This is a genomic window from Halarcobacter sp. (genome assembly GCF_963675975.1).
GTDB lineage: Bacteria > Campylobacterota > Campylobacteria > Campylobacterales > Arcobacteraceae > Halarcobacter.
Genome location: NZ_OY780939.1, coordinates 687,381 through 712,410, shown reverse-complemented (window position 1 = coordinate 712,410; position 25,030 = coordinate 687,381). Strand labels below are relative to the sequence as shown.

The 25,030-nt window shown below is 26.7% G+C and carries 29 protein-coding genes; 14 read left to right on the top strand and 15 right to left on the bottom strand.

What is annotated here, in order from left to right; genetic code table 11:
- Window positions 1-4: 4 nt before the first annotated feature.
- On the bottom strand, window positions 5-382 hold the full coding sequence (gene queF, locus ACKU3H_RS03480; protein WP_320035587.1) for a preQ(1) synthase: 378 nt from the start codon (window positions 380-382) through the stop codon (window positions 5-7).
- 171 nt (window positions 383-553) lie between these two features.
- Here queF and ACKU3H_RS03475 point away from each other — a divergent pair, with 171 nt between their 5' ends.
- Together ACKU3H_RS03475 and ACKU3H_RS03470 are read left to right on the top strand one after the other, a co-directional pair.
- Window positions 554-1,582, top strand: a complete 1,029-nt coding sequence (locus ACKU3H_RS03475) for an NAD(P)-binding domain-containing protein (protein ID WP_320035586.1) — start codon at window positions 554-556, stop codon at window positions 1,580-1,582.
- 3 nt (window positions 1,583-1,585) lie between these two features.
- A complete protein-coding gene (locus tag ACKU3H_RS03470) occupies window positions 1,586-2,452 on the top strand; it encodes a DMT family transporter (RefSeq protein WP_320035585.1) in 867 nt (288 codons plus the stop codon).
- Here the strand turns inward: ACKU3H_RS03470 and ACKU3H_RS03465 are convergent.
- The gene (locus tag ACKU3H_RS03465) at window positions 2,435-2,767 is read right to left on the bottom strand and encodes a hypothetical protein (protein ID WP_320035584.1); all 333 of its coding nucleotides are present in this window, start codon (window positions 2,765-2,767) and stop codon (window positions 2,435-2,437) included. The two genes, ACKU3H_RS03470 and ACKU3H_RS03465, sit on opposite strands and share 18 nt — an antisense overlap.
- Before the next feature lie 171 nt (window positions 2,768-2,938).
- On the opposite strand from ACKU3H_RS03465, the gene ACKU3H_RS03460 reads away from it, so the two are divergent.
- A complete protein-coding gene (locus tag ACKU3H_RS03460) occupies window positions 2,939-3,331 on the top strand; it encodes a tautomerase (protein WP_320035583.1) in 393 nt (130 codons plus the stop codon).
- A 121-nt stretch (window positions 3,332-3,452) separates the two neighbouring features.
- Window positions 3,453-4,820: a hypothetical protein gene (locus ACKU3H_RS03455; RefSeq protein ID WP_320035582.1), complete on the top strand. Its 1,368-nt coding sequence runs from the start codon at window positions 3,453-3,455 to the stop codon at window positions 4,818-4,820.
- Here the strand turns inward: ACKU3H_RS03455 and ACKU3H_RS03450 are convergent.
- The gene (locus ACKU3H_RS03450) at window positions 4,817-5,257 is read right to left on the bottom strand and encodes a pyridoxamine 5'-phosphate oxidase family protein (protein WP_320035581.1); all 441 of its coding nucleotides are present in this window, start codon (window positions 5,255-5,257) and stop codon (window positions 4,817-4,819) included. The two genes, ACKU3H_RS03455 and ACKU3H_RS03450, sit on opposite strands and share 4 nt — an antisense overlap.
- A gap of 158 nt (window positions 5,258-5,415) precedes the next feature.
- Here ACKU3H_RS03450 and ACKU3H_RS03445 point away from each other — a divergent pair, with 158 nt between their 5' ends.
- Window positions 5,416-6,240 (top strand): AraC family transcriptional regulator, encoded by an 825-nt coding sequence (locus ACKU3H_RS03445; protein ID WP_320035580.1) that lies wholly within the window; start codon window positions 5,416-5,418, stop codon window positions 6,238-6,240.
- A gap of 42 nt (window positions 6,241-6,282) precedes the next feature.
- Window positions 6,283-6,918 (top strand): LysE family translocator, encoded by a 636-nt coding sequence (locus ACKU3H_RS03440; RefSeq protein ID WP_320035579.1) that lies wholly within the window; start codon window positions 6,283-6,285, stop codon window positions 6,916-6,918.
- Here the strand turns inward: ACKU3H_RS03440 and ACKU3H_RS03435 are convergent.
- Entirely contained in the window at window positions 6,911-7,225 is a 315-nt protein-coding gene (locus ACKU3H_RS03435) for a hypothetical protein (protein ID WP_320035578.1), read from the bottom strand. The genes ACKU3H_RS03440 and ACKU3H_RS03435 overlap by 8 nt on opposite strands.
- 137 nt (window positions 7,226-7,362) lie before the next feature.
- On the opposite strand from ACKU3H_RS03435, the gene ACKU3H_RS03430 reads away from it, so the two are divergent.
- From ACKU3H_RS03430 to ACKU3H_RS03420, 3 genes are read left to right on the top strand one after another with little or no spacing between them, the layout of a single operon-like run.
- Window positions 7,363-8,214 carry an NAD(P)-dependent oxidoreductase gene (locus ACKU3H_RS03430; protein WP_320035577.1) on the top strand — a complete coding sequence of 284 codons (852 nt, stop codon included), beginning with the start codon at window positions 7,363-7,365 and terminating at the stop codon, window positions 8,212-8,214.
- A 59-nt stretch (window positions 8,215-8,273) separates the two neighbouring features.
- The gene (locus tag ACKU3H_RS03425; RefSeq protein WP_320035576.1) at window positions 8,274-8,576 is read left to right on the top strand and encodes a CidA/LrgA family protein; all 303 of its coding nucleotides are present in this window, start codon (window positions 8,274-8,276) and stop codon (window positions 8,574-8,576) included.
- Window positions 8,566-9,279, top strand: coding sequence for an LrgB family protein (locus tag ACKU3H_RS03420; protein ID WP_320035575.1), 714 nt, complete (start codon window positions 8,566-8,568; stop codon window positions 9,277-9,279). Before ACKU3H_RS03425 ends, ACKU3H_RS03420 begins: the two co-directional genes overlap by 11 nt.
- Before the next feature lie 21 nt (window positions 9,280-9,300).
- Here ACKU3H_RS03420 and ACKU3H_RS03415 read toward each other — a convergent pair whose 3' ends face one another.
- The 9 genes from ACKU3H_RS03415 to dnaA form a co-directional block, all read right to left on the bottom strand.
- Window positions 9,301-9,693 carry a VOC family protein gene (locus ACKU3H_RS03415; protein ID WP_320035574.1) on the bottom strand — a complete coding sequence of 131 codons (393 nt, stop codon included), beginning with the start codon at window positions 9,691-9,693 and terminating at the stop codon, window positions 9,301-9,303.
- A 10-nt stretch (window positions 9,694-9,703) separates the two neighbouring features.
- Window positions 9,704-11,233: a carbon-nitrogen hydrolase family protein gene (locus tag ACKU3H_RS03410; RefSeq protein ID WP_320035573.1), complete on the bottom strand. Its 1,530-nt coding sequence runs from the start codon at window positions 11,231-11,233 to the stop codon at window positions 9,704-9,706.
- A gap of 80 nt (window positions 11,234-11,313) precedes the next feature.
- Window positions 11,314-11,709 (bottom strand): DUF3010 family protein, encoded by a 396-nt coding sequence (locus tag ACKU3H_RS03405; protein ID WP_320035572.1) that lies wholly within the window; start codon window positions 11,707-11,709, stop codon window positions 11,314-11,316.
- A 79-nt stretch (window positions 11,710-11,788) separates the two neighbouring features.
- Window positions 11,789-13,609, bottom strand: coding sequence for a PAS domain S-box protein (locus ACKU3H_RS03400; RefSeq protein ID WP_320035571.1), 1,821 nt, complete (start codon window positions 13,607-13,609; stop codon window positions 11,789-11,791).
- An 8-nt stretch (window positions 13,610-13,617) separates the two neighbouring features.
- The gene (locus ACKU3H_RS03395; protein ID WP_320035570.1) at window positions 13,618-14,490 is read right to left on the bottom strand and encodes a rhodanese-like domain-containing protein; all 873 of its coding nucleotides are present in this window, start codon (window positions 14,488-14,490) and stop codon (window positions 13,618-13,620) included.
- 62 nt (window positions 14,491-14,552) lie between these two features.
- Window positions 14,553-15,071 carry a hypothetical protein gene (locus ACKU3H_RS03390; RefSeq protein ID WP_320035569.1) on the bottom strand — a complete coding sequence of 173 codons (519 nt, stop codon included), beginning with the start codon at window positions 15,069-15,071 and terminating at the stop codon, window positions 14,553-14,555.
- Window positions 15,072-15,136: 65 nt separating this feature from the next.
- Window positions 15,137-17,458, bottom strand: a complete 2,322-nt coding sequence (gene gyrB / locus ACKU3H_RS03385) for a DNA topoisomerase (ATP-hydrolyzing) subunit B (RefSeq protein ID WP_320035568.1) — start codon at window positions 17,456-17,458, stop codon at window positions 15,137-15,139.
- Between the two features lie 21 nt (window positions 17,459-17,479).
- Entirely contained in the window at window positions 17,480-18,550 is a 1,071-nt protein-coding gene (gene dnaN, locus ACKU3H_RS03380; protein ID WP_320035567.1) for a DNA polymerase III subunit beta, read from the bottom strand.
- Between the two features lie 166 nt (window positions 18,551-18,716).
- Window positions 18,717-20,024: a chromosomal replication initiator protein DnaA gene (gene dnaA, locus ACKU3H_RS03375; protein ID WP_320035566.1), complete on the bottom strand. Its 1,308-nt coding sequence runs from the start codon at window positions 20,022-20,024 to the stop codon at window positions 18,717-18,719.
- 189 nt (window positions 20,025-20,213) lie between these two features.
- Here dnaA and ruvC point away from each other — a divergent pair, with 189 nt between their 5' ends.
- The 5 genes from ruvC to ACKU3H_RS03350 are packed head-to-tail and all read left to right on the top strand — an operon-like array spanning window position 20,214 to window position 23,398.
- Window positions 20,214-20,681, top strand: a complete 468-nt coding sequence (gene ruvC, locus ACKU3H_RS03370; RefSeq protein WP_320035565.1) for a crossover junction endodeoxyribonuclease RuvC — start codon at window positions 20,214-20,216, stop codon at window positions 20,679-20,681.
- Between the two features lie 59 nt (window positions 20,682-20,740).
- Entirely contained in the window at window positions 20,741-21,316 is a 576-nt protein-coding gene (gene purN / locus ACKU3H_RS03365; RefSeq protein ID WP_320035564.1) for a phosphoribosylglycinamide formyltransferase, read from the top strand.
- 12 nt (window positions 21,317-21,328) lie between these two features.
- The gene (locus ACKU3H_RS03360) at window positions 21,329-22,189 is read left to right on the top strand and encodes a HAMP domain-containing sensor histidine kinase (protein WP_320035563.1); all 861 of its coding nucleotides are present in this window, start codon (window positions 21,329-21,331) and stop codon (window positions 22,187-22,189) included.
- Window positions 22,182-22,859 (top strand): response regulator transcription factor, encoded by a 678-nt coding sequence (locus ACKU3H_RS03355; protein ID WP_320035562.1) that lies wholly within the window; start codon window positions 22,182-22,184, stop codon window positions 22,857-22,859. Before ACKU3H_RS03360 ends, ACKU3H_RS03355 begins: the two co-directional genes overlap by 8 nt.
- A 14-nt stretch (window positions 22,860-22,873) precedes the next feature.
- On the top strand, window positions 22,874-23,398 hold the full coding sequence (locus ACKU3H_RS03350; RefSeq protein ID WP_320035561.1) for a YbhB/YbcL family Raf kinase inhibitor-like protein: 525 nt from the start codon (window positions 22,874-22,876) through the stop codon (window positions 23,396-23,398).
- 88 nt (window positions 23,399-23,486) lie between these two features.
- Here ACKU3H_RS03350 and ACKU3H_RS03345 read toward each other — a convergent pair whose 3' ends face one another.
- Both ACKU3H_RS03345 and ACKU3H_RS03340 read right to left on the bottom strand, forming a co-directional pair.
- Window positions 23,487-23,921 (bottom strand): hypothetical protein, encoded by a 435-nt coding sequence (locus tag ACKU3H_RS03345; RefSeq protein ID WP_320035560.1) that lies wholly within the window; start codon window positions 23,919-23,921, stop codon window positions 23,487-23,489.
- 42 nt (window positions 23,922-23,963) lie between these two features.
- A complete protein-coding gene (locus tag ACKU3H_RS03340; RefSeq protein ID WP_320035559.1) occupies window positions 23,964-24,668 on the bottom strand; it encodes a peroxiredoxin in 705 nt (234 codons plus the stop codon).
- Window positions 24,669-25,030 lie beyond the last annotated feature (362 nt).

The window sequence follows — 25,030 nt, the reverse complement described above, 5'->3', positions numbered from 1 at the left end:
ATCCTTACATTTTGTCGCTATCTATTTCAATTACAGTATGCACATTCCCACGTGGTTTAAAGTCAGCTATAACTTTCATATATCTAGGTTTTAATTTATCATAAAGAGTATCAAATATCTCATTTGCAACATTTTCATGAGAAACCTCTCTATACATAAATGTATTAATGTATATTTTAAGTGCTTTTAACTCAATTACAAGCTTTTCTGGAACATATTCTAATTTAATAGTTGCAAAATCAGGGTATCCACTTCTTGGACATTTTGCCATAAATTCTGGAAGCTCTATATTGATAGTATAGTTTTTTTCATTTGTATTTGGCCAAAAATTTTCTTCATTGTTAATATCAAAGTCAACAATCTCTTTTTCACCATATTTCATTATTGTAAATCCTCATCGTGTTATTTTTTCATTAAAGATATTATTTTATCCAAAATTCACTTACAGATTTTATTATACTATTTTTATACCAATTAAGTATTATTATAAAACTTATTTGAGTATAAGTATTATTTATAGTATACTCATAAAATTTTAATTGGGAGTTTTTACATGCAAACTGTTTATGATTTAGTAATAGTTGGTGGAGGACCAGGGGGAATAGGTACAGCAGTTGAGGCTGCCGTACATGGAATTGAAAATATCTTACTAATTGACAAAGCTGATAATCATTCAAGTACTATAAGAAAATTTTATAAAGATAATAAGCGTGTTGATAAAGATTGGAAAGGTCAAACTATTAATATAGAAGGAAATATTCCTTTTATGGATGGGACAAAAGAAACTACACTTGATTTTTTTGACAAACTATTAGATGAAGAGAAAATTGATACTGCTTTCAATACTGAAGTTGAAAATATTATAAAAAGTGAAGAAGATGGTTTATTTATGGTAACCACTGCAACTAAAGGTTTTAAAGCTAAAGCAGTTGTTATTACTATTGGGAAAATGGGAAAGCCAAATAAACCTGCATATAAAATCCCACCATCTATAAAAGAGTTTGTAAATTTTAATTTAGACAAATGTAATGAGGGTGAAAAAATACTTGTTGTTGGTGGTGGAAATAGTGCTGCTGAATATGCATATGAATTAGCAGATGAAGGAAACACAGTAACTTTAGTTTATAGAAAAGATGAATTTACAAGATTAAATCCAGAAAATGAAGATATTCTATACCAATATAATGGTCAAGAGAAACTAAGACTTAGAATGGATACAGATATTTTATCTTTAGAAAATGAACATGGTAAAGTAAAAGTAAATTTTAATGATGGCTACTATACTATTTATGATAGAATTGTTTATGCAATAGGTGGAACTGCTCCTATTGATTTTCTAAAAAAAGTAGGAATAGAAGTGGACGAAAAAGGTAAGCCTATATATAATGAACATTATGAAACAAATATTTCAAGTATGCACGTAGCAGGAGATATTGCTTTTAATACTGGTGGTTCTATTGCTGCGGCACTTAATCATGGTTATCATATTGTAAACTCTTATTTACAAAAAAGTGGGAAAATATATTCACATACTCAAAAAGTTGAAGAATTTTTTGAAAACAACCCACAATTCAAAGCATAAATAATGGAAAAAAAGCTTTCAACAATAAAGCTTTTTTTCTTAATAATTCTTACACTCTTTTTCTTTTCAACAAGCTCTTTATTAGCTAGAGCTGCTTTACTAGATAACAATATAGATGCTTATAGCTTTACATTTTTTAGATTATTATTTGGAACTATAACTTTATTTATCATCTTTTTTTTTAAAAATAAAACTATAGATTTAAAACTAAAAAACAATTGGTTTAGTTCTAGTTTTTTATTTATTTATGCTATGACTTTTTCATATGCATATATAAATTTAGATGCAGGAATAGGAACATTAATACTTTTTGCAGTGGTACAACTACTTATTATGCTTGTAGCCCTTATAAAAAAAGAAACTATAACAAAACAAAAACTTCTAGGACTTTGTTTTGCTTTTGTAGGTTTAATCTATTTACTATTACCAGATGAAAAACTAAATATTTCAATTTTTCACTCTATGTTGATGATTATATCTGGTTTAGCATGGGCACTTTATACAATACTTGGAAAAAATACAAAAACTGCCCTAATACATACAAGTGATAATTTTTTAAAAGCTACATTTATTAGTATTGTTTTTTATCTTATATTTATTGATAATATAAACTTTAATTTTTATGGAGTTTTTTTAGCATTTCTTTCAGGAGGAATCACATCTTCCATAGGTTATTTGATGTGGTATTATATTTTACCTAAAATTACCATGGTTACATCAGGTATTGTTCAACTAATAGTTCCACCCTTATCAATTTTTTTAAGTGTTTTAATTTTGGATGAACTATTTACTTTTAAATTATTTTTATCTACAGATTTAATATTGTTTGGTATAGCTATTGCTATACTAAACTCAAAAAGAAAGAGATGAATTAGTTAATTTTTCGCATCCTGTGCAAACCAAACCTCTTTCATCTTCCATACACTCTACACATGCACTGATAATAGAAGGACAAAAATCTCTTTTTGTTTCACATTTTGGATGTTTTGCTGCTATGTAACTTACATTTAACACTGGATCCATTGCAAGATTATTCGCTATTTTTGAGTCAATATTTATATTTTTTGCCACTGCTCTTCTAACATTCATTAATGGAGATTTATGCAATATCCATAATTCTCTTAAGTCATTACTCTCTGTTGCTCTTTCAAGTTGATGATCTATTGTATTTTCAGGCATTGTCATCTTTTTTCCTTAAAATTTAATAATTAATTTTATTCCTTCTGAACTTACGTTCAGTTTAAAAATGAGTCATTTATGAGATATTTCATAAAATTACCTTAAATTTAAATATTAGTATTAAAATATAAAATATTTTAATCTATATAGATATAGTATTAATAAAAAGGATAAACAATGCCTCACTTACAATTTGAGATTAACAAAAAAATTGAAAATAATATAAAAGAGCAATTTATTGCAGATATTCAAAATACTTTTGCCCAAGTTATGGAGACAAAAACTGACCATATAGCTATTTCAATTAGAGAATATGATAAATACTCAATATCTATAGGACGAGCAAATAGTTTAGATGATATATGTCTAATGAATCTCGATATCAGAGAAGGAAGAACTATAGAACAAAGAAGAGAATTAGCTTTAAGATTTATGGATATTGTTTACACATTATTTAAAGTAGATAACAAAAATCAATATATTACATTTACAGAACACAAAGGTGAAGACTTTCATTTAGTAGAAAAGTACTTATCAGAGTGGAAAATAGGAGAAGATCCATTGGTATAAGAAAATTGTTTTTTGTAACTTTATCCTAAAATAATAAAAAAATTTATCTAATTATCATATTTTAAAATAAACTTTAATAATATTTCTAATATGATTATAAAACATATTTTAAAGGTAATCAATGAAAAAATCAGTTAATCTTATGTTATATAATGCTTTTAACACTAAGATTGATAAATTTATAAAAAACCCTACAAAATATACTTTTGATTTAAAGTCACGGTTACTAAGACAGGCCTATAATGAGAAAAATTGTTTTATAATCTGGTTTTTAGTATCTTTTTTTATTAATCTACTATTTTTTTTAATATTTTTCAAATCCTCAGATAAAATTGATACAGCATCATTATTTGCAATCACTTCTTTATTAATAACAATACTAGCAAGAAATCATACTGTGAACTCTATATTATTTGAAATAATAGGTGCAAAAGGGAAATATTATGTATTTCACCAATTATCAAATTCAATTGGTTATTTACATAAAATGATGGCTATTTCTGCACTAGTCTGGTTTTCTGTTCATCTAAGTTATGCCCTTGAAAAAGTACCAGCTGCATATCTTTCAATTGGAGTTAATCTTTTAATCTTATTTATAATAATAATTGGAACATCTTTAGCATATTTTAGAAGAAAGTATCATAATACCTTTGAAAATATTCATAGATATTTTGGTTATATTGCTATATTTTTACTTACAATCTATTATTTACAAATAAACTTTGTTTTAGGATTCAACCTTCTTGACACTTTACATAAGCCTCAATTTATTTTAATATGTATAATTGTTTTGTTATTAATAACACCTTGGATAGGTACAAAAAGAATATATCCAAAAATAGTTCATACTGCACCACATGTAATTGGAATAGAGATTTCTGGAAAACCTTCTTTTGGTACTTATTCAAAAATTACCTTAGCAAATGGATATTATCATCCCTTTGGTGACTCTATGATAAATTTTAATGATTTAAAAAATAGAACACTATATATCACCCCTGCAGGAGATAGAACAAAAAAAATAGTTAAAGATTTAAATAAAGGCAATCACACTTTAAGTAAGTGTAGTATAAAAAAACAAAGAAACAAAGGCTTTATGTATAATCACAGTGTTTATGACCATGTTCTAATAATAGTTACAGGAGGAGGAATTGCTCCAATAATTCCTTGTATGGTATTAAATAAAAAAACAAAAATGGATGTGATTTGGATTGGAAGAGCACAAGATAAAGAGTTTTCAACTGAATTATTATCAAAACTTACTCAAAGTATATCTAATCAGGAGATTGGCTTACATATTTTAGATACAACAAGTGATGAGTTAAAAGGGTTTAAAACTGATAACTATATAAATTTAGCACTCAAAGCAGTAAAACATTATAATCCTGAAGCAGTATTTGTAATGTCTAATCAAAAGTTTACCATAGATATGACCTATGCATTAAAAAAAATAGGAATAAAAACCTATGGAGCTAATTTTGACTCTTAAGATTTTCTATCACCTTTATATTCCATAATAGGAACAGTTAAACCACAATTAGATTCTATATTTTGGATTTTAAACTCAAAAATATCTCTTACTTTTTGATTTTCTAAAGTGAAGTATTTTAAATATTCTTGAAATTTGTCACTATCTTTATCTATTATATTTGCCTTACAAAATATTCTTAAAAGATAAGGATCTCCCTCAAAAGCATTAAATAAGAGTGTAATTTTACCATCATTTAAAACATCTTTTTGTGTTCTATTAGTACTTCCTGGATAACTTAAAAAAAGTATAGTATCTTCTGCTGCAATTGCAATACTATCATAAGCTTTTGGTGATAGATTTACTTCTGCATCACTACAAGAAGCGATATAAAATAACTTTTGCTTTTTTATAAAATCTATATCTTCTTTTGTTAATTGTTTATATTGTTTACCCATTTTTTTCTCTTTTTATGCAAAAAATGCATATTTAATTCCATTCAATAAATTTAAGTAAAAAATATTTTACTTTTTTTGTAATTATTACTTATATAAACATATAAAAAGCTTATTCCTTTCTAAAACATAAATAAATCATAAAATGATTATAATTATATATGAAAGAAAAAATATTCACTAAAATTTTTACAGATGAAAACTTACCATATTTGGAACTTCGATATTCAAACAATACAAAACATTATAAAAAACATTTACATGATACCTTGTCTATTGGAATAAATATAAAAGGTGAAACTATATATACAAATAAAGATAAAATCTATAATTTTGATATTGGAATGTTAGCATTAGTAAATCCAAATGAGATTCACTCATGTAACCCTATAGATAAAACTCCAAATCTTTATTATATGCTCTATTTAGATGAAAATTGGTGTTATGGTATTCAAAAAACTATTTGTGAAGATATAAAGGAGTTTATACCCTTTGATAAAGACTTTTTAGATGATAAAAATATATATGAAGAGTTTAAAAGCTTGTGTGAAACAATGTTTACTAATATAACCTATGAAGAAAAAGAGGAAGATTTAATACTGTTTTTTACAAAATTATTTAAAACCTACATAAATGATTTCCATAAAACTCCAAGTAATGAAGATGATTTAAAATTTTCGCAAGTACAAAAATATATTCAAAAAAACTATAAAGAGAATATCTCTTTAAATCACTTAGCAAACAAATTTGATTTAAATCCATTTTATATAATTAGACTATTTAAAAATAAACTAAATATGACTCCCCATGCTTATTTAATAAATGAAAAAATAAATAAAGCAAAAGAGTATCTAAAAAAAGGAAACTCTTTAGTAGATACAGCTTTAGAGTGTGGATTTGCAGATCAAAGTCATTTTCACAGAAATTTTTTAAAAATAGTTGCAACTACACCCAATCAATATAAACTCAATTTTGTACAAGACTAAATAAAATCAATAACTTATAATTTCTTTTTTAAAAGGAATTAGATGGAAATTTATTTAATGGGTTTTTTAGCCCTAGCTCTAGCACATTTTATGGCACTTTTAAGTCCTGGAGTAGACTTTTTTATAATACTCTCAAACTCTTCAAAATATGGAAAACTTAGTGGAGTAATCACTTCTACTGGTATTGCTATTGCAAACTTAGTATATATTTTGCTTGCACTATTTGGAATAACTCTTATAAAAAACAATGAGTTTATTTTTACTATTATAAAAATTCTTGGTTCTGTTTATCTTTTATATATTGGTTTTTTATTATTAAAATCTCAAAAAAGAGATCTTTTTGGAGAAAAAATTGAGAAAAAGAAAAATAAACAAGATATTCTAAAATATTTTTCAATGGGATTTTTTTCAGCTATTTTAAATCCAAAAAACTCAATATTTTATTTTACAATGTTTTCAATATCTATTCAAAATAGTACCCCATTTTTTGTTCAATCATTTTATGCCGCTTGGATGTTTTTTGCTGTACTTTTTTGGGATATATTTATTGTTTATTTAGTTACAAATAAAAAAAGCAAAAACTTTTTAGATAAGCATTCTAATCATATTGAAAACATATCTGGATTTATTCTATTTTGTATTGGTAGTTCAATACTTTTAAATACAATTATTACTTAGAATGGGGACAATTAGCACAATCTAATTTTAATTCATCTACATCACATTTTACACATTGAGTTAAGATTTTTTCATCAAAAACTCTTTTTTGTGTTGTATTTGGATTTAATGAAGCTTGATATGATACATTTAGCACTGGATCAAAAAGTAATTTATTTCCAATAAATTCATCAATATTTTTGTTTTTAGCCAAAGCTCTACGAACATTCATATCTGCAGAGTCACAAAGCTTTCTAAGTATCTTTATATTATCGCTTGTAATAGCTATTTTAATTTGTTCAAAAATAGTTTTTTCATTTATACTCATTATAAACTCCTCAAAAAAAATATATGCATATATTATTCCAAAGAGTAAAAATTTTAATTTAATAATTTTTTTCTTATATGTTCTAAATAAGATTTATAATAAATTTAACTATAATTCTAAAAAAAGAAAGGAAGATTATGAGTGTAGGATTTATAGGTTTAGGAAATTTAGGAACTGCTATTGCAAAAAGACTTACAGATATGGGTGAAGAGTTAACTGTATATAATAGAACAAAATCGAAAGTTGAACATTTAGGTTACCCAATTGTTGATTCACCAAAAGAATTAATTGAAAAATGTGATATTGTATTTATGTGTTTATTTGAATCAAGTGCTGTTGAAAATATATTTAAAATGGAAAATGGTTTATTAAGTGCTGATTTAACAGGAAAAACAATTATAGATTTAACAACAAATCACTATGAAAAAGTATTAGAGTTTCACAAACTTGTAGATGAAAAAGAGGGTGAATATTTAGAATCACCAATTTTTGGAAGTGTAGCACCAGCTTTACAAGGTTTAGTTACTATTGTAACAGCTGGTAAAAAAGAGACTTTTGATGCTTGCAAACCTTTATTAGAAAAAATTGGTAAAGAGATATTTTATTTAAAAGATGAAGGAAAAGCTTCAAAAATGAAACTTATCAATAACCTATGTTTAGGTTCATTTATGGCTACAATTGCAGAATGTACTGCTTTAGGTGAAGCTTGTGATATTGAAAAAAGTTCATTATTAGAGATTCTTGGAGTTGGTGGTGGGCAATCACTAGTTTTAAAAGCTAAAACTCAAAAACTATTAGAAGAGGATTTTTCTGCACACTTCTCAAATAATGCTATTTATAAAGATTTACATACATTACAAGATTTAGCATATAGTTTAAATCAGCCACTATTTACAGCTTCCGTTCCAAAAGAGTTATTTGGAAAAATGAAAAAAGATGGTAAAGGTGAAGAGGACTTTTGTTCAATTTACCAACTGTTTAAAGACTAATATTTATGTTAAAAGGTTTGATAACACTACTAATCTTCCAATTTCTTGGAGGATGTGTAGTGAGATTTTTTGATTTGATAGTTCCTGGTCCTGTTATTGGTATGGTTCTACTTTTATTTTTTCTTATTATTAAAAAAAGTAGTTTTCAATCCCTTGATAATGCAGCGTTTTTACATTTAAGATATTTACCACTTTTATTTATACCTGCTGCAATGGGAATTATCACACAAGTAGACACTATTTCAAAAGAGTTTTGGGCTATTGTTATTTCTCTATTTTTTGGAACATTAATTGCTCTTGCATTTAGTGCAAAATTAATAGATATTATGACAACAAAGAAGGAGAAAAAAAATGAATTATGATGCATTAGTAGAATATATTACATCAACTCCTCTAACTTGGTTGATTTTTACATTAGGCTCATACAAATTAGGAATTATAATTTATGAGAAAGCCAATAAACACACTTTGCTACAACCAATTGTAATTGCATATATTTTTATTATGAGCGCGATTTTAATAACAGGAACCTCATACAAAGAGTATTTTAAATCTGTTGAGATAATACACTTCTTTTTAGGACCTGCAACGGTTGCTTTGGCTTTACCTTTATATAAAAATTTAAAATATATCAAGTCTTTGTTTCTTCCAATTGTTATAACACTTTTTGTTGCTGGAACATTTTCAGTATTCATTGCACTTTTACTGCTTTGGTCTTTAGATGCAAGTATAAGTACAATGTTATCAATGACTACAAAATCTATTACTGCACCAATTGCAATTATAACTTCTGAACAAATTGGAGCAATTCCATCTTTAGCAGTTGGATTTGTGATTATTACAGGAATTATTGGGGCACTTTTTGGAAGTTTGGTATTTAAAGTTATGAAAATAAAACATGATACTTCAAAAGGTTTTGCTCTTGGATTAATCTCTCACGGAATTGGTACAGCAAGAGCTGTAGAAATGGGAGAAAAAGCAGCAGCATTTGGAGCACTTGCAATGGGACTTTGTGGTATATTTACTGCTATTTTATTACCTATTGTTATAGGATTTCTAAACTAATATATTTTTATATTAGTTTAGTTATATTTTATAAATATAGTTAGAAACCTCTATTAGGTTTCCATCTGGGTCTCTTAGATAAATAGAGTTTATCTCACCCATTGCTCCAGTTCTTTTTATAGGTCCTTCAATAACTTCTATTTTATTATCTTCAATATGCTTTTTAAACTCTTCTACACTAGTTTCGCTAATAAAACACAAATCAGAACTTCCCTCTTTTACATTTTTTGCTTTTGGCTCAAACTCATTTCCTAGTTGGTGTAGATTTATTTTTTGATGTCCAAATTTTAAAGCAATTCTTGTTTCTTTAAAAATCTCTTTTTCCATACCTAAAATATTTGTATAAAACTCTACTGTTTTATCGATATCTTTTACAGTTAGAACCAAATGGTCTAAAGATTTAATTTTGAACATAAAAATCCTTTTATTTTCTAATTACATCATAAATATCTGTTCTTCTATCTTTTAGATTATTTACACTTCCTATATTATGAAGTTCATTTAAAAGTTCTAAATCCACATCAGCTATTAAAATCATCTCTGTATTTGGTGTTGATTCTGCTTTTATTCCATTTGCAGGAAATGCAAAATCACAAGGTGTAAATACAGCTGATTGTGCATATTGAATATCCATATTGGCAACTTTTGGTAAGTTTCCAACACAACCTGCAATTGCAACATAACACTCATTTTCAACTGCCCTTGCTTGGGCACAAAGTCTAACTCTTGAGTATCCATTTTGAGTATCAGTTAAAAATGGTACAAATAAAATATTCATTCCATCTTTAGCAAGAAGTCTACTTAACTCTGGAAACTCTGAATCATAACAGATTAAAACTCCAATTTTTCCACAATCTGTGTCAAAGGTTCTAATCTCATTTGAACCTTTTAAGCCCCAAACTTTTTCTTCATCTGGGGTTACATGTATTTTTGAATATTTTTCAACGGTACCATCTCTTTTACATAAAAACCCAACATTGTATAAAACCCCATCAACAAGTTGAGGCATACTTCCTGTTATAATATTTATATTATAAGAGATTGCAAGTTTTGAAAACTCCTCTTCAAACTGAGGAGTATATTTTGCAAGTTCTCTAATTGCATCTGCTTCACTTAAATGATTGTATTTTGCCATAAGTGGAGCATTGAAAAACTCAGGAAATAGGGCAAAATCACTTCTATATGAAGAGATAGAGTTTACAAAATATTCGGCTTGTTCTAATACCTCTTCAATATTGTTATAGGGTCTTACTTGCCATTGGATAAGTCCAAGTCTTATAACTCTTTTTTCAGACATAGGCTCTTTTGTTGGTTTTGAATAATAGATATTGTCCCATCTTAAAAGACAAGCATAATCTTTACTATGGATATCCCCTTCAAGATAGTTTTTAATAACCCTTTTTACATAAAAATCATTTGATAATTGAAAATTTAATACTGGATCATAAATCTCTCTTGATTTAACCTTTTGAATGTACTCTTTAGGTGAAATTTTATCTGCATATTTTGAATAGTTTGGAATCCTTCCACCAAAAATAATACCTTTTAAATTTTTCTCTTCACAAAGCTCTTTTCTAAACTCATAAAGCCTTCTTCCAAGCCTTAAACCTCTAAATTTTTTATTTATAAAAATATCAACCCCATAAAGTAAGTCTCCATTATCATCATGGGTATCAAAGGAGTAATTCCCTGTAATCTCTTTATAACTATGTGTATCATCATACTTATTATAATCAACAATAATACTTAAAGCAAAGCCAGCCAATTCATCATTTATTTTAATCCCTGCTTGTCCATCAGGAAATTTTTCTATAAGTGAATAAAACTCTTCTTGAGTCCATACAGAATCGTCAAGATATCTATACTCATCTTCCATAAGTCTTACGATATCTTCATGATCATCTTTTGTTAAATATACTAATTCAATTTTATCTATTGATTCTTGCTCATTCATAAAATCCCTTTTATTGCGAGTTAGAATATTATAGCTATTTTATCTATATTAAAAAATAATATATTTAAGCTAAATATATTTTATAATTGAGAATATGCAGTTAAAAAAGCTTGTTCTTGGTATTTCATCAACTTTTCTGGAAATTCTATAATATTCTTTTTTTCAAAAGCTGAGATAGTTTGAGCTGAAACTAATTCAACTTCACATAAAGGATTTAGTTGAATTAATCCTTCCATTTTAAAAGTAACTGCACCACCCGCAAAATTACCTTTTTTTGCTCTTTTTTTAATATACACTTTTTCTATATTATTTTGTTCTAAAAAAAGTAAGAATTGGTTACAAAATTCTCTTATACTTAATTGATTTTCATCATCTTCTAATACTATTTTTTTTGTTTTTAAATCTATATATTCATTTTCGTTGAATGTTGCTATTAATAATTGGTTACTTTTTAATTCAATTCCACATATATTCACTATATTTTCCTTTTATTATTTGTGAAAGTATAGTTAAAAAAAAGAATCTTATTTAATTTAATTACAAAATGTAAGAGATTTATTTTTTATTTTTTTGTTTTAAAGGTAAGATGATTTTAAAATGGGCACCAATAAACTCTTTTTCTTCATAAATAAATTTTTTATTTTGAAGTTTAAGTTTACCATCCATATGCTTTTCTATAATTTCTCTAGACATATATAAACCTATACCTGTACCTTTCTCTTTACCTTTAGTTGTAAAGTATGGTTCAAATATTTTATCCATAATATGTGAAGGGATTCCTCCTCCACTATCTTTTACTGAAAAAATTGCATTGTTTCCATCTCTATAAATAGAAACAAACATTAGTCTATTTTCTTTATTTTTTTCAACAAGAACATCTTTTGTATTATTTAAAAGATTCATAATAACTTGTGTAAACTCATTTTCATAACCTAATACATTTACATCCTCAAGCCTTTGTATTACTTTGATATTTAATACACTAAATTTAGTATTTAAAAGTTTTAGTGTTTTTTCATAACACTCTTTTAAATTAAATAACTCTTTATTTCTATTTGGATTAAAATAGTTTCTAAAATCTTCAATTGTTTGAGATAAATATTTAACTGTATCTCCTATTTTTTCTAAATCTGCAACTTCATCCTCTTTTGGTATCTCCATACCCATATCTTTTCTCAATAAAAGCCCACTTGATGTTGTAGAGATGATAGATAAAGGTTGCCTCCATTGATGGGCTATATTCTCAAGCATTTGCCCCATAGAAGCCATTTTTGATTTTTGTATTAATAATTCTTCTTTTAGCTTTAACTCTGCCTCTGCTTTTTTCTGTAAGGTTATATCACTAAATGAACTTACATAATATAAAACTTCATTGTTATCATCTAATATTGAGTGGATAATTAATAACTCATTTACAACCGTTCCATCTTTATGTTTATTATTGATTTCTCCCATCCAGAAATGATTTATTTGTAAAGATTTATACATTTTCTTGTAAAATTCTTCACCATGAATACCTGATTTTAATATACTTGGAGTTTTACCTTCAGCCTCTTGGGCTGTATATCCGGTGATATTTGTAAATGCTTTATTAACCTTTAAAATCTTTTGATACTTATCTGTAATAACCATACCATTTTGTGTATCAAATGCTGCAGCTGCTATTTGAAGTTCTAATTTAGCTTTCTCAAGCCTATCTAACATAATATTTACTTCATTATATAATTTACCATATTCATTATTTTCTTTTGTATGGATCTCTTTATTTAAAGAGTGTGAGAAATCAACATTTTCCAAAAATGTAACAAGTTTTAAAATAGGTTTTGTAAATCTTCTTGATGAAATAGTTGCTAGAATATAAGAAAAAATCAACATAATAAATAAAATAGTTAAGATAGAATAGATATCTTTTTTTATTACATCATAAATAGATTGAATTGAAAATTTAAATTGAATATATCCTAAATGATTATTTTGGTACTTTGCGTCTACATACAGTTTTAAAAATTGAGTATCAATAGTAGTTTGTCTGTTTTTTTCATCAGGTAATTTATCAGCTACAAAACTTTTTTCATTTTTAGAATATTGTAAAATAGGAGTATTATCTAATTTATATAAAACCATTGAATCTAAAGTTTTAAAAGATTTTAATTTTGTAGTTATATCTGCTGCAACTGAAATATCATTTAATAATACTAGTTTTGCAATATCTTGCCCTAAAACTAAAGCTACTGATTTTGAAAGTTTTAATACATTGTTATATTGATTAGTCATATACCAATATACAAAACTACTATAACCTATTAACGCAGTTAAAATTGTAACTGAAACAATTATTGCTGTTAATCGCTTTTTAATAGAGCCTTTATATTGCATCTTTTAAACTACTTTGATGGATTTTCTATGGGAACTTCTTTATCATTCCCCCATTCAAGCCAAGAACCATCATAAACAGATACATTGTAACCCAATTCTTGAAGTACAATATAATTTAATGCTGCTTCTGCTCCACCGTCACAATAAAGAATTATCTCTTTATCTTTTGATACGTCTTTATAAACCTCTTTTAATTGATTTAAATCTTTCATTATATTGCCATTTTCAGACACTTGATAGTTTTGTGTGCAAGCATAATTTTTAGCTGTTGGAATATGACCAAACCTTTTAGCTAAAGATTCTTTCCCTTCATAATGTGATTTTTTTCTACCATCTATTATAGTTTTTTTACCAATTGCTAAAAGTGTACTAAGTTTAGTTTGGATTTTTTCATTATCAACTCTTGGTATAAACTCTTTTTTTTCTGGTTTATATTCTTCAGTAGAAATAGTGAATGATTTTTCTACAAGTGGTCCATATGCCACTTTTAAAATTCCTACATCATCATGCCCTAAGGTTTCTAAAATCCAATAAAATCTTGCAGCCCAAATAAAATCACCATTATCATAAGCTACAACTTTACTAGTACTGTCAATGCCAGCATTACTCATTAAATTTCTTAGAAAATCAAGTTTAGGCATCATAAATTTTTCATCAAATAAAGATTTTAAACCTGGTATATTTACTGCATTTTTTATATGTCCATTAAGATACTCTTGTGTATCTCTTAAATCAACTATTACTAAATTTGGATTATTATAATTTGTTTTTAACCAATCTATACTAACAATTGCAGGAATATCTTCATCATTTTTTAAATCTGAAGAAAATAATTGCACAAAAAGTAGTGACAAAACTAAAAAATATTTTAAAAAATTCATTTAATTTCCTTAATATAATAAAATTTTATCATAAAAAATATTTTATTATATTAAATATATAATTATTTTTTCATCATTTTTTTTCTAATTACTCTTTCTATCTCTTTTTTAATATTTAAAGATGATCTTGAAACATTGTTACTATAGGGAATTGATGTTACTACCTTATTACATTTATCACAAATAAAATCTAATTTTTGTAGTTTTAAATTATTGTCATTATATAAACTTTCATAATAAAGCTCTTCACCACAAGTTGGGCAAAAACATTGTAAATTTACAATATCATTTCTTGACCATTCCCATTTCCATTTTACATTATAAATAATATCTTCTTTATAATCTGATCGATTTTTTCTTATTTGTGATATTAATATATATATTATTACAGGTGAAATAAGTACTAGCATATCTATCCATAAAGGATATTTATCTAAATATTTATAATAAAGATTTTTTAAATTATCTTCATAAGAAAAAAGATAATCAGAGATACTAAAAGGCAATAATACAAAAGAAATAACTAATATTATGGCCAAAATTATCTTTGCTTCATAAGATAAAAATTTTTTATTTTTCATAAGTCTCCAAATATATTGAGAATATTTGATAGGAAAGTAAAAAAGAGGAAAGACCTCTTTTTTAATTATACATCTAAGTGTTCTACGTCTTTTGCGTGTTCTTCAATGTAGTTTCTTCTAGGTTCAACTTCATCACCCATAAATAAAGTAAATGTATCACTTGCAGCTTCAGCATCTTCAATATTTACTCTTAAAAGTCTTCTATCTTCAGGAGTCATAGTTGTTTCCCAAAGTTGCTCAGGGTTCATCTCACCAAGACCTTTATATCTTTGGATATATGCACCTTTTTTAGCTAAACCTTCAATCTCTTCTAAAACTTCAACTAAATCTCTACCCTCAAACATTGAGATATCTCTCTCAACAAGTTTTGAGTAAATATATGTAGCTTCACTAAAATATGGTGATGCAAATAATTCATCATCTATTACTAATTCTTCTAAACCTTCATTTGTTTGTACGAATAATTGAATATACTCTTCTGTAATCGTTTTAGTTAAGATATTATAACCCTTGTCTTCAATAAAGTTTTTAACCACTTCATAAAGCTCTTTTTGTTCCAATTTAACTAAATCTGGATTTTCAACAAGATGTTTTAATACTTCAATTAAAGAATATCTTTTTTCAAGTTGACTTAACATACCTCTATATCTTGAAACTGTTTTAAATAAGTCAATTAAATCGTTTACACCTAATCCATTAAATTCAAAACTCTCTGCACCATTTTCGATTAAGAAATTTGATAATGCTGTTTCATCTTTTAGATAAGTTTCATTTTTACCTTTTTTATATCTAAATAATGGTGGCTGCGCAATATATAAATAACCTTTTTCAACAATAGGTCTTAAAAATCTAAAGAAAAATGTTAATAAAAGTGTTTGAATGTGGCTTCCATCAACGTCGGCATCGGTCATAATAATTACTTTGTGATATCTAATTTTCTCTTCATCAAAATCTTCACCAATACCACAACCAAGAGCTGTAATCATATTTCTAATCTCATCAGATTTTAAAATTTTATCAAGTCTTGATTTCTCAACATTTAGAATTTTACCTTTTAGAGGTAAAATTGCTTGGTAAACTCTATCTCTACCTTGTTTTGCTGAACCACCTGCAGAATCCCCTTCCACCAGGTATAACTCTCTAACTGCTGGGTCTTTACTTTGACACTCTGCTAGTTTTCCTGGAAGTGTTCCAACTGTCATAGCATCTTTTTTTCTAGTTAAATCTCTAGCTTTTTTAGCTGCTTCTCTACCACGTGCAGCCATTAAAGCTTTATCCATAATAGCTTTAGCTTGTACAGGATTCTCTTCAAAATATTTATCTAATACTTCTGAAGTTAATTTTTGACAAATTGGTTTTACATATGATGAACCTAATTTACCTTTTGTTTGACCCTCAAATTGTGGCTCTGGTACTTTTACAGATACAACTGCAATAAGACCTTCTCTTACATCATCACCTGTAATTTTAGTATCTTTTTCCCTTGCATTTGCATTATTATTAACATATTTAACAATACTTCTAGTAAGACCTGCTTTAAAACCAGCTTCGTGAGTACCACCATCGATAGTACGGATATTATTTACAAATGATAGAGTTTTTTCTGTATATGTAGAGTTATACATAACAGCGATGTCTACTTCTACATCTTCAACTCTTTCTGAGAAAGCAACTGCATCTGATACAGCAGTTTCTTTATTTATATCTTCAACAAACTGTTTAATACCACCTTCAAAATGATAAACCTCTTTTGTTTTTCTAATTTCATCTTCTAAAGTAATAGAGATAAATGAGTTTAAGTATGCAACTTCTCTAAATCTTTTTGCTAATGTAGCAAATTCATATTGAGTTACTTCAAAAATTGAATCATCAGCCAAAAATTCAATTGTAGTACCTGTTTTTCTTGGGCTATCACCTATTACTTCTAAAGGTGCTTTTGGAATACCTTTTGAAAACTCTTGATAATGAATTTTACCTTCTCTGTAAATTGTCATTTTAAGATCTTTAGAAAGTGCATTTACAACAGATACACCAACCCCGTGAAGACCACCAGATACTTTATATGTATCTTTATCAAATTTACCACCAGCGTGAAGTACAGTTAAAACAACTGTAGCTGCACTCATATTTTCTGTTGGGTGCATCGATGTAGGAATACCTCTACCATCATCTTCAACTCTAATCCAATGATCTTTTGTCATAGTAATTTTAATATTTTTACAGAAACCTGCCATAGCCTCATCAATAGAGTTATCTACAACTTCATAAACCATATGATGTAAACCATTGATGTTTGTATCACCAATATACATCCCTGGTCTTTTTCTTACAGCTTCTAAACCTTTTAAGACTTTAATATTACTAGCGCCGTATTCTTGTTGACTCATTATAAATTTCCTTCTTTAAATTTATTTTTCTAAAACGATTGGCATTACAATTGTAAAGAATTTTTCATCTTCTAAATAGAATGGTAAATTTGATTCATTAAATCCAATCTTAACATCTTCGTTGTTTGTTTGACTTAAAAAGTCAAGCATATATTTTGCATTTACTGCAAGATAAAACTCTTGATCAATATTTAATTCAATATCAATTTGAGTTTTTGATTCTGTATCTTCATCTAAAGATTCAAATACAATAGAGTGTGGTCTAAAAGTAATTTTAATATTTGAGAATAATGAAGTTACTAATTTAATAGATTCCACTAACATACTTTTTGGAATTGTCATATTGTATTTTAAACTTTGAGGAATGATTCTCTCATAATCTGGGAATCTACCATTTATTAGTTTAGTAAAAAATTTCATATTTGAATTAGAAACAATTAGATTGTTTTCATCATACATAATATTTGCATCATCTAAAAATAGTTTTTGAATTTCAATAATTGCTTTTTTAGGAATAATAAATTGAGCTTCAGCATTTGAGATATTTTGTAAATGAGAAATAGCTAATCTTCTAGTATCAGTAGATACAAAATTTATTTTTGAACTTTTAATATCAATTAAAGCACCATTTAATTCAAATTTAGGATTATTGTTATCAATTGCAGGAGTAATTTTTCTAATAGAATTAATTAAATTAATAGTAGAAATTTCTAAATTTTTTAAATCATTTTGTAACATTAGTGATGGATATTCATCAGCATCATACATTGGTAATTTAAATGTTGATTTGTTTTGTTTGATAATTAGATTATTATCAGCAGTTTCAATTATGATATCTGCATCTTTTAATCTTTTAATAATACCTAATAGATTAGAACCATTTACTGTTGCTTTTCCATATATAGCTTCAGTAATAGATTCAATAGAACATTCTAATCCTATTTCGTAATCTGTTGCTTTTAATGTTAATTTAGAATCATTTACTTCTAAGTATATGTGAGAAGTAATAGAACTTGCATCTTTTTTTTCTAAAAAAGGTTGCATTGATGAAACAATATTTTCAAATATGCTTTTTGTTATTATGAACTTCATTTATTAGCTCCTATTTATTTATATTAATTAGTGGAAGTAGTAGACAATGTGAAAAGATGAAAACTTTATTTAAACAATCTGTTTTAGGCACTTTGTGTATGTGAATAAACATCATTAATAGTTCACACCTTTTCACACTTTAACTTTAAACTTTTTTTTCCACTCCTTAATGTATGATCTTATTTTTTAGATTTTGGATGATTAATTTGAAGTTTTCATCCGTTTCTATTAACTCATTTGTTTTTTGAATATTTTTAGATATTGAACTATGATCTTTCATACCTAAAAATTTTGCAATATCTGGCATAGAGTTATGAGTTAATTCTCTAGCAAGATATATTACTACTCTTCTGGCATTAGCCACTGTAGCGGTTCTTTTCTTAGATTTTATATCACTTGGTTTAATATTTAATTCATTTGCAACAAGGGATATTATATCAGGTAATTTTATATTTTCTTTTTTCTCTTTAATTTGTTCTTTTAAAAGATTTTGTGCAAGTTCTAAATTAATCTCTTGATTAAGTAGTGATGCACTGGCATTTAATTTAATTAAAACACCCTCAATCTCTCTAATAGAGTTATCTAAGTTAGTTGCAATATAGTTTACAATTTCTCTACTTAGATTAATTCCATTTAATTCACTTTTCTTTTCAATAATAGCAATTTTTGTTTCAAGCCCCGGAATTTGGATATCTGCTGTTAATCCCCATTCAAATCTTGATTTTAATCTATCAACTAAACCTGCAATTTGAGATGGAAGTCTATCTGAAGTCATTACAATTTGTTTTTTAGCATTATGAAGTTCATTAAATGTATGGAAAAACTCCTCTTGAGTTTGCTCTTTTCCACTTAAAAACTGGATATCATCTATTAGTAAAACATCGCATTTTCTATATTTACTTCTAAAATGTTCCATATTTTTATTTTTAATAGAAAATGTAAAATCATTCATAAACTGTTCAATTGTTACATAGATTACTGTTTTACCTTTTTCAATTGCATCATTACCAATTGATTGTAAAAGGTGAGTTTTACCAAGTCCAGTTCCACCATAGATAAATAGGGGATTATACTGAATACCTGGTTTTTCTGAAACTGCCAAAGATGCGTTATATGCCATTTGGTTAGAGCTTCCTAAAACAAAAGAATCAAAGGTATATGAAGGGTTTAATATAGTACTTTCAGTAGCTTCACTTTTTGCTTTTTCTGAAATAATCTCTTTTTTACTTTTCTTTTCACCTGTTATTTTTATCTCAATGTCTGGTTTTGTTCCATCATAGATTTCGAAACAGTGCTGAATTAAAGGCTTGTATTTACTTTTTATCCAAGATGCTAAATATCTGTTTGAAACTTCAAATACTGCTAGTTTGTCATCAGAAGAAATTTTTTTGTAGCTTAATTGTTTTAGATATCTTTTGTAATCTGTTGGATTAGCTTCTTTTTTAATAATAGTTAAAAACTCTTTGCTTGTCATTAAATACTTACTCTTTATATATAAATTGATAGATTATATCTAAATAAACTTTAAAAGTTTTTCACAGGTGAATAAAAAAATTTTATAATGTGAAGAACTTTTTGAACTTAAGTGAATATTTATGTAAAATGTACCATTATAAAGCACTTACATAATGTGAAAAGTTTAAATCTAAGGAAATGTGAAAAGTTGAAAATATTAGGAATTGACCCGGGAACAAGAAACTGTGGATATGCAGTTATTGAAAAAGTGGGAAATAATGTGAAATTAATAGAAGCTGGGTTGATTAAAATAAAAACAAAAATTCTTCAAGAGCAGATAGTAGAGATGTGTGAAGGACTTGATATGATTTTTAAAAAATATGAAATTAATGAAGTTGCCATAGAAGATATGTTTTATGCTTTTAATCCAAAAACAGTAATAAAACTAGCACAATTTAGAGGGGCAATCTCTTTAAAAGTTTTACAAGAGTTTGGTAATTTTGCAGAATATACACCTTTACAGGTAAAACAAGCAGTAACAGGAAATGGAAAAGCTCAAAAAGAGCAAGTGGCTTTTATGGTAAAAAGATTACTTGGAATAAAAAAAGAGATAAAACCACTAGATATAACAGATGCAATAGCAATAGCCTTAACTCACTCTCAAAGATTAAAATAGAGTTTTGGGATTTAAAAAAATGTTGTTATAATTCGCCTCATAAATTTATAGGGAAAAAAATGAAAAGAATTGGGATTTTAGCCTCACACAATGGAAGTGGCTTTGAAACTATACAAAAAGCGTGTGAAGAAAAAATTTTAGATGGACAAGTTGTACTTGTAATATCAAATAATAGTGATGCAAATGTATTAAAAAAAGCAGAAAATAAAAATATACCAAATTTTATAATAAATGCAAAAAAATTTCCAGATGAAAACTTAGATGAGAAGATTACAAATCTTATGCTTGAGTTTAAAGTTGATTTTATTTTTTTATCAGGATTTATGAAAAAATTAGAGAAAAATCTTATTTGTGCTTATGAAAATAAAATCATAAATTCACATCCAGCACTTTTACCAAAATTTGGTGGAAAAGGTATGTATGGCTCAAATGTACATAAAGCAGTAATTGAAAATAAAGAAACAGAGTCTGGTTGTACTATTCATTTTGTAAATGAAAACTATGATGAGGGTGAATATATTTTGCAAAAAAAGCTAGATATTTCTAATAATGAAACTGCCCAATCACTAGAAGATAAAATCAAATCTTTAGAATCAAAAGCTATTGTAGAAGCACTACAAAAAGTTATAAAATAGATGTGATTACTAATGTTTGATATAGCGATTCAAAATCAACATTATGTATTTATATTTATAATTTTTGCTTTGGCTTTAGTTTTTTTTATAATCTCAAAAATCAGTTATAATAAAAAACTAGAAAAAGAGGTAAATAAACAACTAAATGAATTAAGAGATAAAGATAAACTTTTAATTGCCCAATCAAAACTTGCGGCAGTTGGAGAAACTTTAGCTCATATAGCTCATCAATGGAAACAACCCCTATCACAAATAAACTCAGTAGTAGCAAATATAGAAGCAGATTTTGAAGATAAAAAATTAGATAGTGAAAAACTTGAAGAGCATCTAAATGAGATAGAAAAACTTACCTTTTATATGTCAGATACTATTGAAAGTTTTAATAACTATTTACAACCAAATGATGAAAAAGAGGTATTTTTTATAAAAGAGGCTTTTGATATAGCTTTTGGTCTTGTTTATAAACTTTTTGAATCAAAACAAATTGAGTGTAAATTTGAGATTCAAGAGGACTCAAAAATTGTAGGTATAAAAAAAGAGTTTATCCAAGCAATTTTAGTGATACTTAATAACGCAAAAGATGTATTAGTAGATAATAAAATAGAAAATCCAAAAATCAAAATTTTTATAGGAACAGTTGATAACAAGGCTTATTTAGAAATAAGCGACAATGGTGGAGGGATTCCAAAAGAGTTTTTTGAAAAAATTTTTGATCCTTATTTTACAACAAAACCGCATTCACAAGGAACTGGACATGGTCTTTGTATGGCAAAAATGATTGTTGAAAAATCTATGCATGGGGAATTAAAAGTTGAAAATGAAAATTTAGGAGCTAAATTTTCTATTATTTTATCAAAGGAAGAGAATGAATAGTTTAACTCTTTTGTATGCTGAAGATGAATTAGAAACAAGGGAAAACTATGGCAGATATCTAAAAAGATATTTTAAAGAGGTTTATGTTGTTTCAAATGGAAAAGAGGCTTTAGAATCTTACAAAAAATATAAACCAAATATTATGTTACTAGATATAAATATGCCCATACTAAATGGACTTGAATTAACAAAACAAATAAGAGAAGAGGATACTTTAACAAGAGTTATAATCCTAACGGCTCACTTAGAACAAGATAAATTATTGTTTGCAGCAGAATTAAATCTAACAAAATATCTTCCTAAACCAATTTCAAGAATGGAATTAAAAGAGGCTTTAAATGAAGCTACAAAGCAGTTTAAACAATTAAACAATCAAAATGAATACCTAAGTTTGAAAAATGGTTTAAAATGGAATAAAAGTGCAAAAACGCTCTTTTTTGAAAACAATGAAATAAAACTCACAAAACATGAAACACTTTTAATAGAACTACTTAGTTCAAAAAAAGATAAAGTTTTTTCAAGTGATGAGATTGCACTTTACTTATGGGATGATATTATTGATTTAGAAAACAGTACAAAATTAAAAGATATAATCAAACGTCTTAGAAAGAAACTTCCTAAAGACTCAATTGAAAATATTTATGGTGCAGGGTATAAATTAAATAAATAAAAATAGGAGTGAATATGAAAAAATTATTTGCAATTTTAACTTTAAGTTCTAGTTTATTACTAGCAGAGGGTTTTACTTTAAAAAGTGAAACTGTATCAGGACAATTTGGAAAAAAACAAGAGTTCAATGGCTTTGGATGTAGTGGAGAGAATATATCTCCTGATTTATCTTGGGAAAATGCACCAAAAGGAACTAAATCATTTGCATTAACTGTTTATGATCCTGATGCACCAACAGGTTCAGGATTTTGGCATTGGGTTGTTTTTAATATTCCTAAAAGTGTTTCAAAGCTTGAAGAGGGATTTGGAAATAAACCTCATAAAGATATTATTCAAAGTTTAAATAACTATGGAACAAACAGTTTTGGTGGGGCTTGTCCTCCTGTAGGAGATAAAGCTCATAGATATGAGTTTACAATTCACGCTCTTGATGTTGATAAACTTGAATTAGATGAAAAAACAAATCCTGCAGTTGTTGGGTTTTATCTTAACAGTCATACAATTGAGAAGTCAACTTTAACAGCTTATTACAAAAGATAATATTTGTAGCCTAACAGTTGCGGTCTGTAAATTTTAGTTAGTAACAAGTTAATTTATGACCGCAAGTATTAAGCTAAAAGAGAAAAACCTATTTTAGGTTTTTCTCATATTTGATAGAGGAGATTTTGTTTTCCTTTAGTTCTATAATTGTTAAGTTATTTTCATCTTTTTTAGGAAAACTTTCAGCTACTTTTTCATCTCTTATTAGTCCAATAGAATAATCGTATTTTTTAAATTTTGGAACCATAAATAAATTTGTAACAAATCCTGGTGCATCACTAACATCTGCAAAATATAAAGCATTGTTTATTTTCAAATAGTTTGGATTTGTTTCTAAAAAACTTTTTATCTCATCCCCTTTATCTTTTGAAAAAACTATTATTATTTTTTTAATATTTTTATTTATTTCTAGTATTTTATCAAATTGATCTTCAACTTTTAGACTTGATAAATCATCACCAATTTTTAAACTTGATGAAAAAGCTAAATTAATAAATAAAAATAGGCTTATTAAAATTTTCATATTTACTCCATTTAAAAAAGGTTAGTAAAAACTAACCTTTTTTTATGACATAATCTCTTCAACAGTGATATAATCACCAACTCTACCTGTCATTTGCTCTACATCAGTGTTAACTGGAAGTGTTTTCTTACCAGGTACCCATCCAGCAGGACAAACCTCACCAGTTTTTTCAGCATGTTGCCAAGCTCTTACTTGTCTTAAGAACTCATTTACATTTCTTCCAACCATTGGAGCTTGAACCTCTTGAGCTACTACTGTTCCTTCTGGATTGATTAAGAATCTTCCTCTTAATGCAATACCCTCTTCTTCAATCATAACACCAAATGCTCTACTTACTGCACCTGTAGAGTCTGCACCAATTGTAAGTTTTAATCCTTTTAATAAAGGTTCAGTTTCAACAAATCTTTTGTGAGAAAATTTTGTATCAGTTGATACAGCTAAAATCTCTACACCTAACTCTTGAAATTCATTATATTTTGCATTCATTGCTGCAATCTCTGTTGGGCAAACAAATGTAAAGTCTGCTGGATAAAAACAAACTACATGCCATTTACCCTTATAGTCTTCACTACTTACTTCTGTGTAGTGTCCTGATTTTGCATCGTATGCTTCCATTTTAAATTCTGGTACTTTTCTTAATACTAAACTTGAACTCATATTTTCTTCCTTTTTATTTTCTATAATATTTTGATTTTCACTTGATTCTTCTTTTTTTTCTATTGGTTTTGCACCTGTATCGCAAGCCATAATCACTCCTTGTAATTTATATCAAAAGATAATTTTTTTCCTTTAGATGATGAAAGTATACATTTTGATATCTTATATTAAACTTAATTTATCATTAGATTTACTTATAATTATACTATAAATAAAACTAATAATATTTTAATTATTTATTTATCAAATATTGATATCTGTATAAATGCTAAACAGTAAAATTTTGAATGCTTCCTCTTTTGATACTTTTTTGCCCCTTTTGTCTTTTAAAATATAATCATAAAAACTTTTAAGCTTTATTCTTAAAGCTCTTTAGGTTTGCTTCTTTAAAGATAACTTGCTTATCTTGCTAAAAGAAGTTTAAAAATAAAGGTTCCCTTGAAATTGGAACA

What these genes read in the sequence shown, in the direction of transcription:
- queF (WP_320035587.1), bottom strand. Translation starts at nt 382, where the DNA reads ATGAAATATGGTGAAAAAGAGATTGTTGACTTTGATATTAACAATGAA.
- ACKU3H_RS03475 (WP_320035586.1), top strand. Translation starts at nt 554, where the DNA reads ATGCAAACTGTTTATGATTTAGTAATAGTTGGTGGAGGACCAGGGGGA.
- ACKU3H_RS03470 (WP_320035585.1), top strand. Translation starts at nt 1,586, where the DNA reads ATGGAAAAAAAGCTTTCAACAATAAAGCTTTTTTTCTTAATAATTCTT.
- ACKU3H_RS03465 (WP_320035584.1), bottom strand. Translation starts at nt 2,767, where the DNA reads ATGACAATGCCTGAAAATACAATAGATCATCAACTTGAAAGAGCAACA.
- ACKU3H_RS03460 (WP_320035583.1), top strand. Translation starts at nt 2,939, where the DNA reads ATGCCTCACTTACAATTTGAGATTAACAAAAAAATTGAAAATAATATA.
- ACKU3H_RS03455 (WP_320035582.1), top strand. Translation starts at nt 3,453, where the DNA reads ATGAAAAAATCAGTTAATCTTATGTTATATAATGCTTTTAACACTAAG.
- ACKU3H_RS03450 (WP_320035581.1), bottom strand. Translation starts at nt 5,257, where the DNA reads ATGGGTAAACAATATAAACAATTAACAAAAGAAGATATAGATTTTATA.
- ACKU3H_RS03445 (WP_320035580.1), top strand. Translation starts at nt 5,416, where the DNA reads ATGAAAGAAAAAATATTCACTAAAATTTTTACAGATGAAAACTTACCA.
- ACKU3H_RS03440 (WP_320035579.1), top strand. Translation starts at nt 6,283, where the DNA reads ATGGAAATTTATTTAATGGGTTTTTTAGCCCTAGCTCTAGCACATTTT.
- ACKU3H_RS03435 (WP_320035578.1), bottom strand. Translation starts at nt 7,225, where the DNA reads ATGAGTATAAATGAAAAAACTATTTTTGAACAAATTAAAATAGCTATT.
- ACKU3H_RS03430 (WP_320035577.1), top strand. Translation starts at nt 7,363, where the DNA reads ATGAGTGTAGGATTTATAGGTTTAGGAAATTTAGGAACTGCTATTGCA.
- ACKU3H_RS03420 (WP_320035575.1), top strand. Translation starts at nt 8,566, where the DNA reads ATGAATTATGATGCATTAGTAGAATATATTACATCAACTCCTCTAACT.
- ACKU3H_RS03415 (WP_320035574.1), bottom strand. Translation starts at nt 9,693, where the DNA reads ATGTTCAAAATTAAATCTTTAGACCATTTGGTTCTAACTGTAAAAGAT.
- ACKU3H_RS03410 (WP_320035573.1), bottom strand. Translation starts at nt 11,233, where the DNA reads ATGAATGAGCAAGAATCAATAGATAAAATTGAATTAGTATATTTAACA.
- ACKU3H_RS03400 (WP_320035571.1), bottom strand. Translation starts at nt 13,609, where the DNA reads ATGCAATATAAAGGCTCTATTAAAAAGCGATTAACAGCAATAATTGTT.
- ACKU3H_RS03395 (WP_320035570.1), bottom strand. Translation starts at nt 14,490, where the DNA reads ATGAATTTTTTAAAATATTTTTTAGTTTTGTCACTACTTTTTGTGCAA.
- ACKU3H_RS03390 (WP_320035569.1), bottom strand. Translation starts at nt 15,071, where the DNA reads ATGAAAAATAAAAAATTTTTATCTTATGAAGCAAAGATAATTTTGGCC.
- gyrB (WP_320035568.1), bottom strand. Translation starts at nt 17,458, where the DNA reads ATGAGTCAACAAGAATACGGCGCTAGTAATATTAAAGTCTTAAAAGGT.
- dnaN (WP_320035567.1), bottom strand. Translation starts at nt 18,550, where the DNA reads ATGAAGTTCATAATAACAAAAAGCATATTTGAAAATATTGTTTCATCA.
- dnaA (WP_320035566.1), bottom strand. Translation starts at nt 20,024, where the DNA reads ATGACAAGCAAAGAGTTTTTAACTATTATTAAAAAAGAAGCTAATCCA.
- purN (WP_320035564.1), top strand. Translation starts at nt 20,741, where the DNA reads ATGAAAAGAATTGGGATTTTAGCCTCACACAATGGAAGTGGCTTTGAA.
- ACKU3H_RS03360 (WP_320035563.1), top strand. Translation starts at nt 21,329, where the DNA reads ATGTTTGATATAGCGATTCAAAATCAACATTATGTATTTATATTTATA.
- ACKU3H_RS03355 (WP_320035562.1), top strand. Translation starts at nt 22,182, where the DNA reads ATGAATAGTTTAACTCTTTTGTATGCTGAAGATGAATTAGAAACAAGG.
- ACKU3H_RS03350 (WP_320035561.1), top strand. Translation starts at nt 22,874, where the DNA reads ATGAAAAAATTATTTGCAATTTTAACTTTAAGTTCTAGTTTATTACTA.
- ACKU3H_RS03345 (WP_320035560.1), bottom strand. Translation starts at nt 23,921, where the DNA reads ATGAAAATTTTAATAAGCCTATTTTTATTTATTAATTTAGCTTTTTCA.
- ACKU3H_RS03340 (WP_320035559.1), bottom strand. Translation starts at nt 24,668, where the DNA reads ATGGCTTGCGATACAGGTGCAAAACCAATAGAAAAAAAAGAAGAATCA.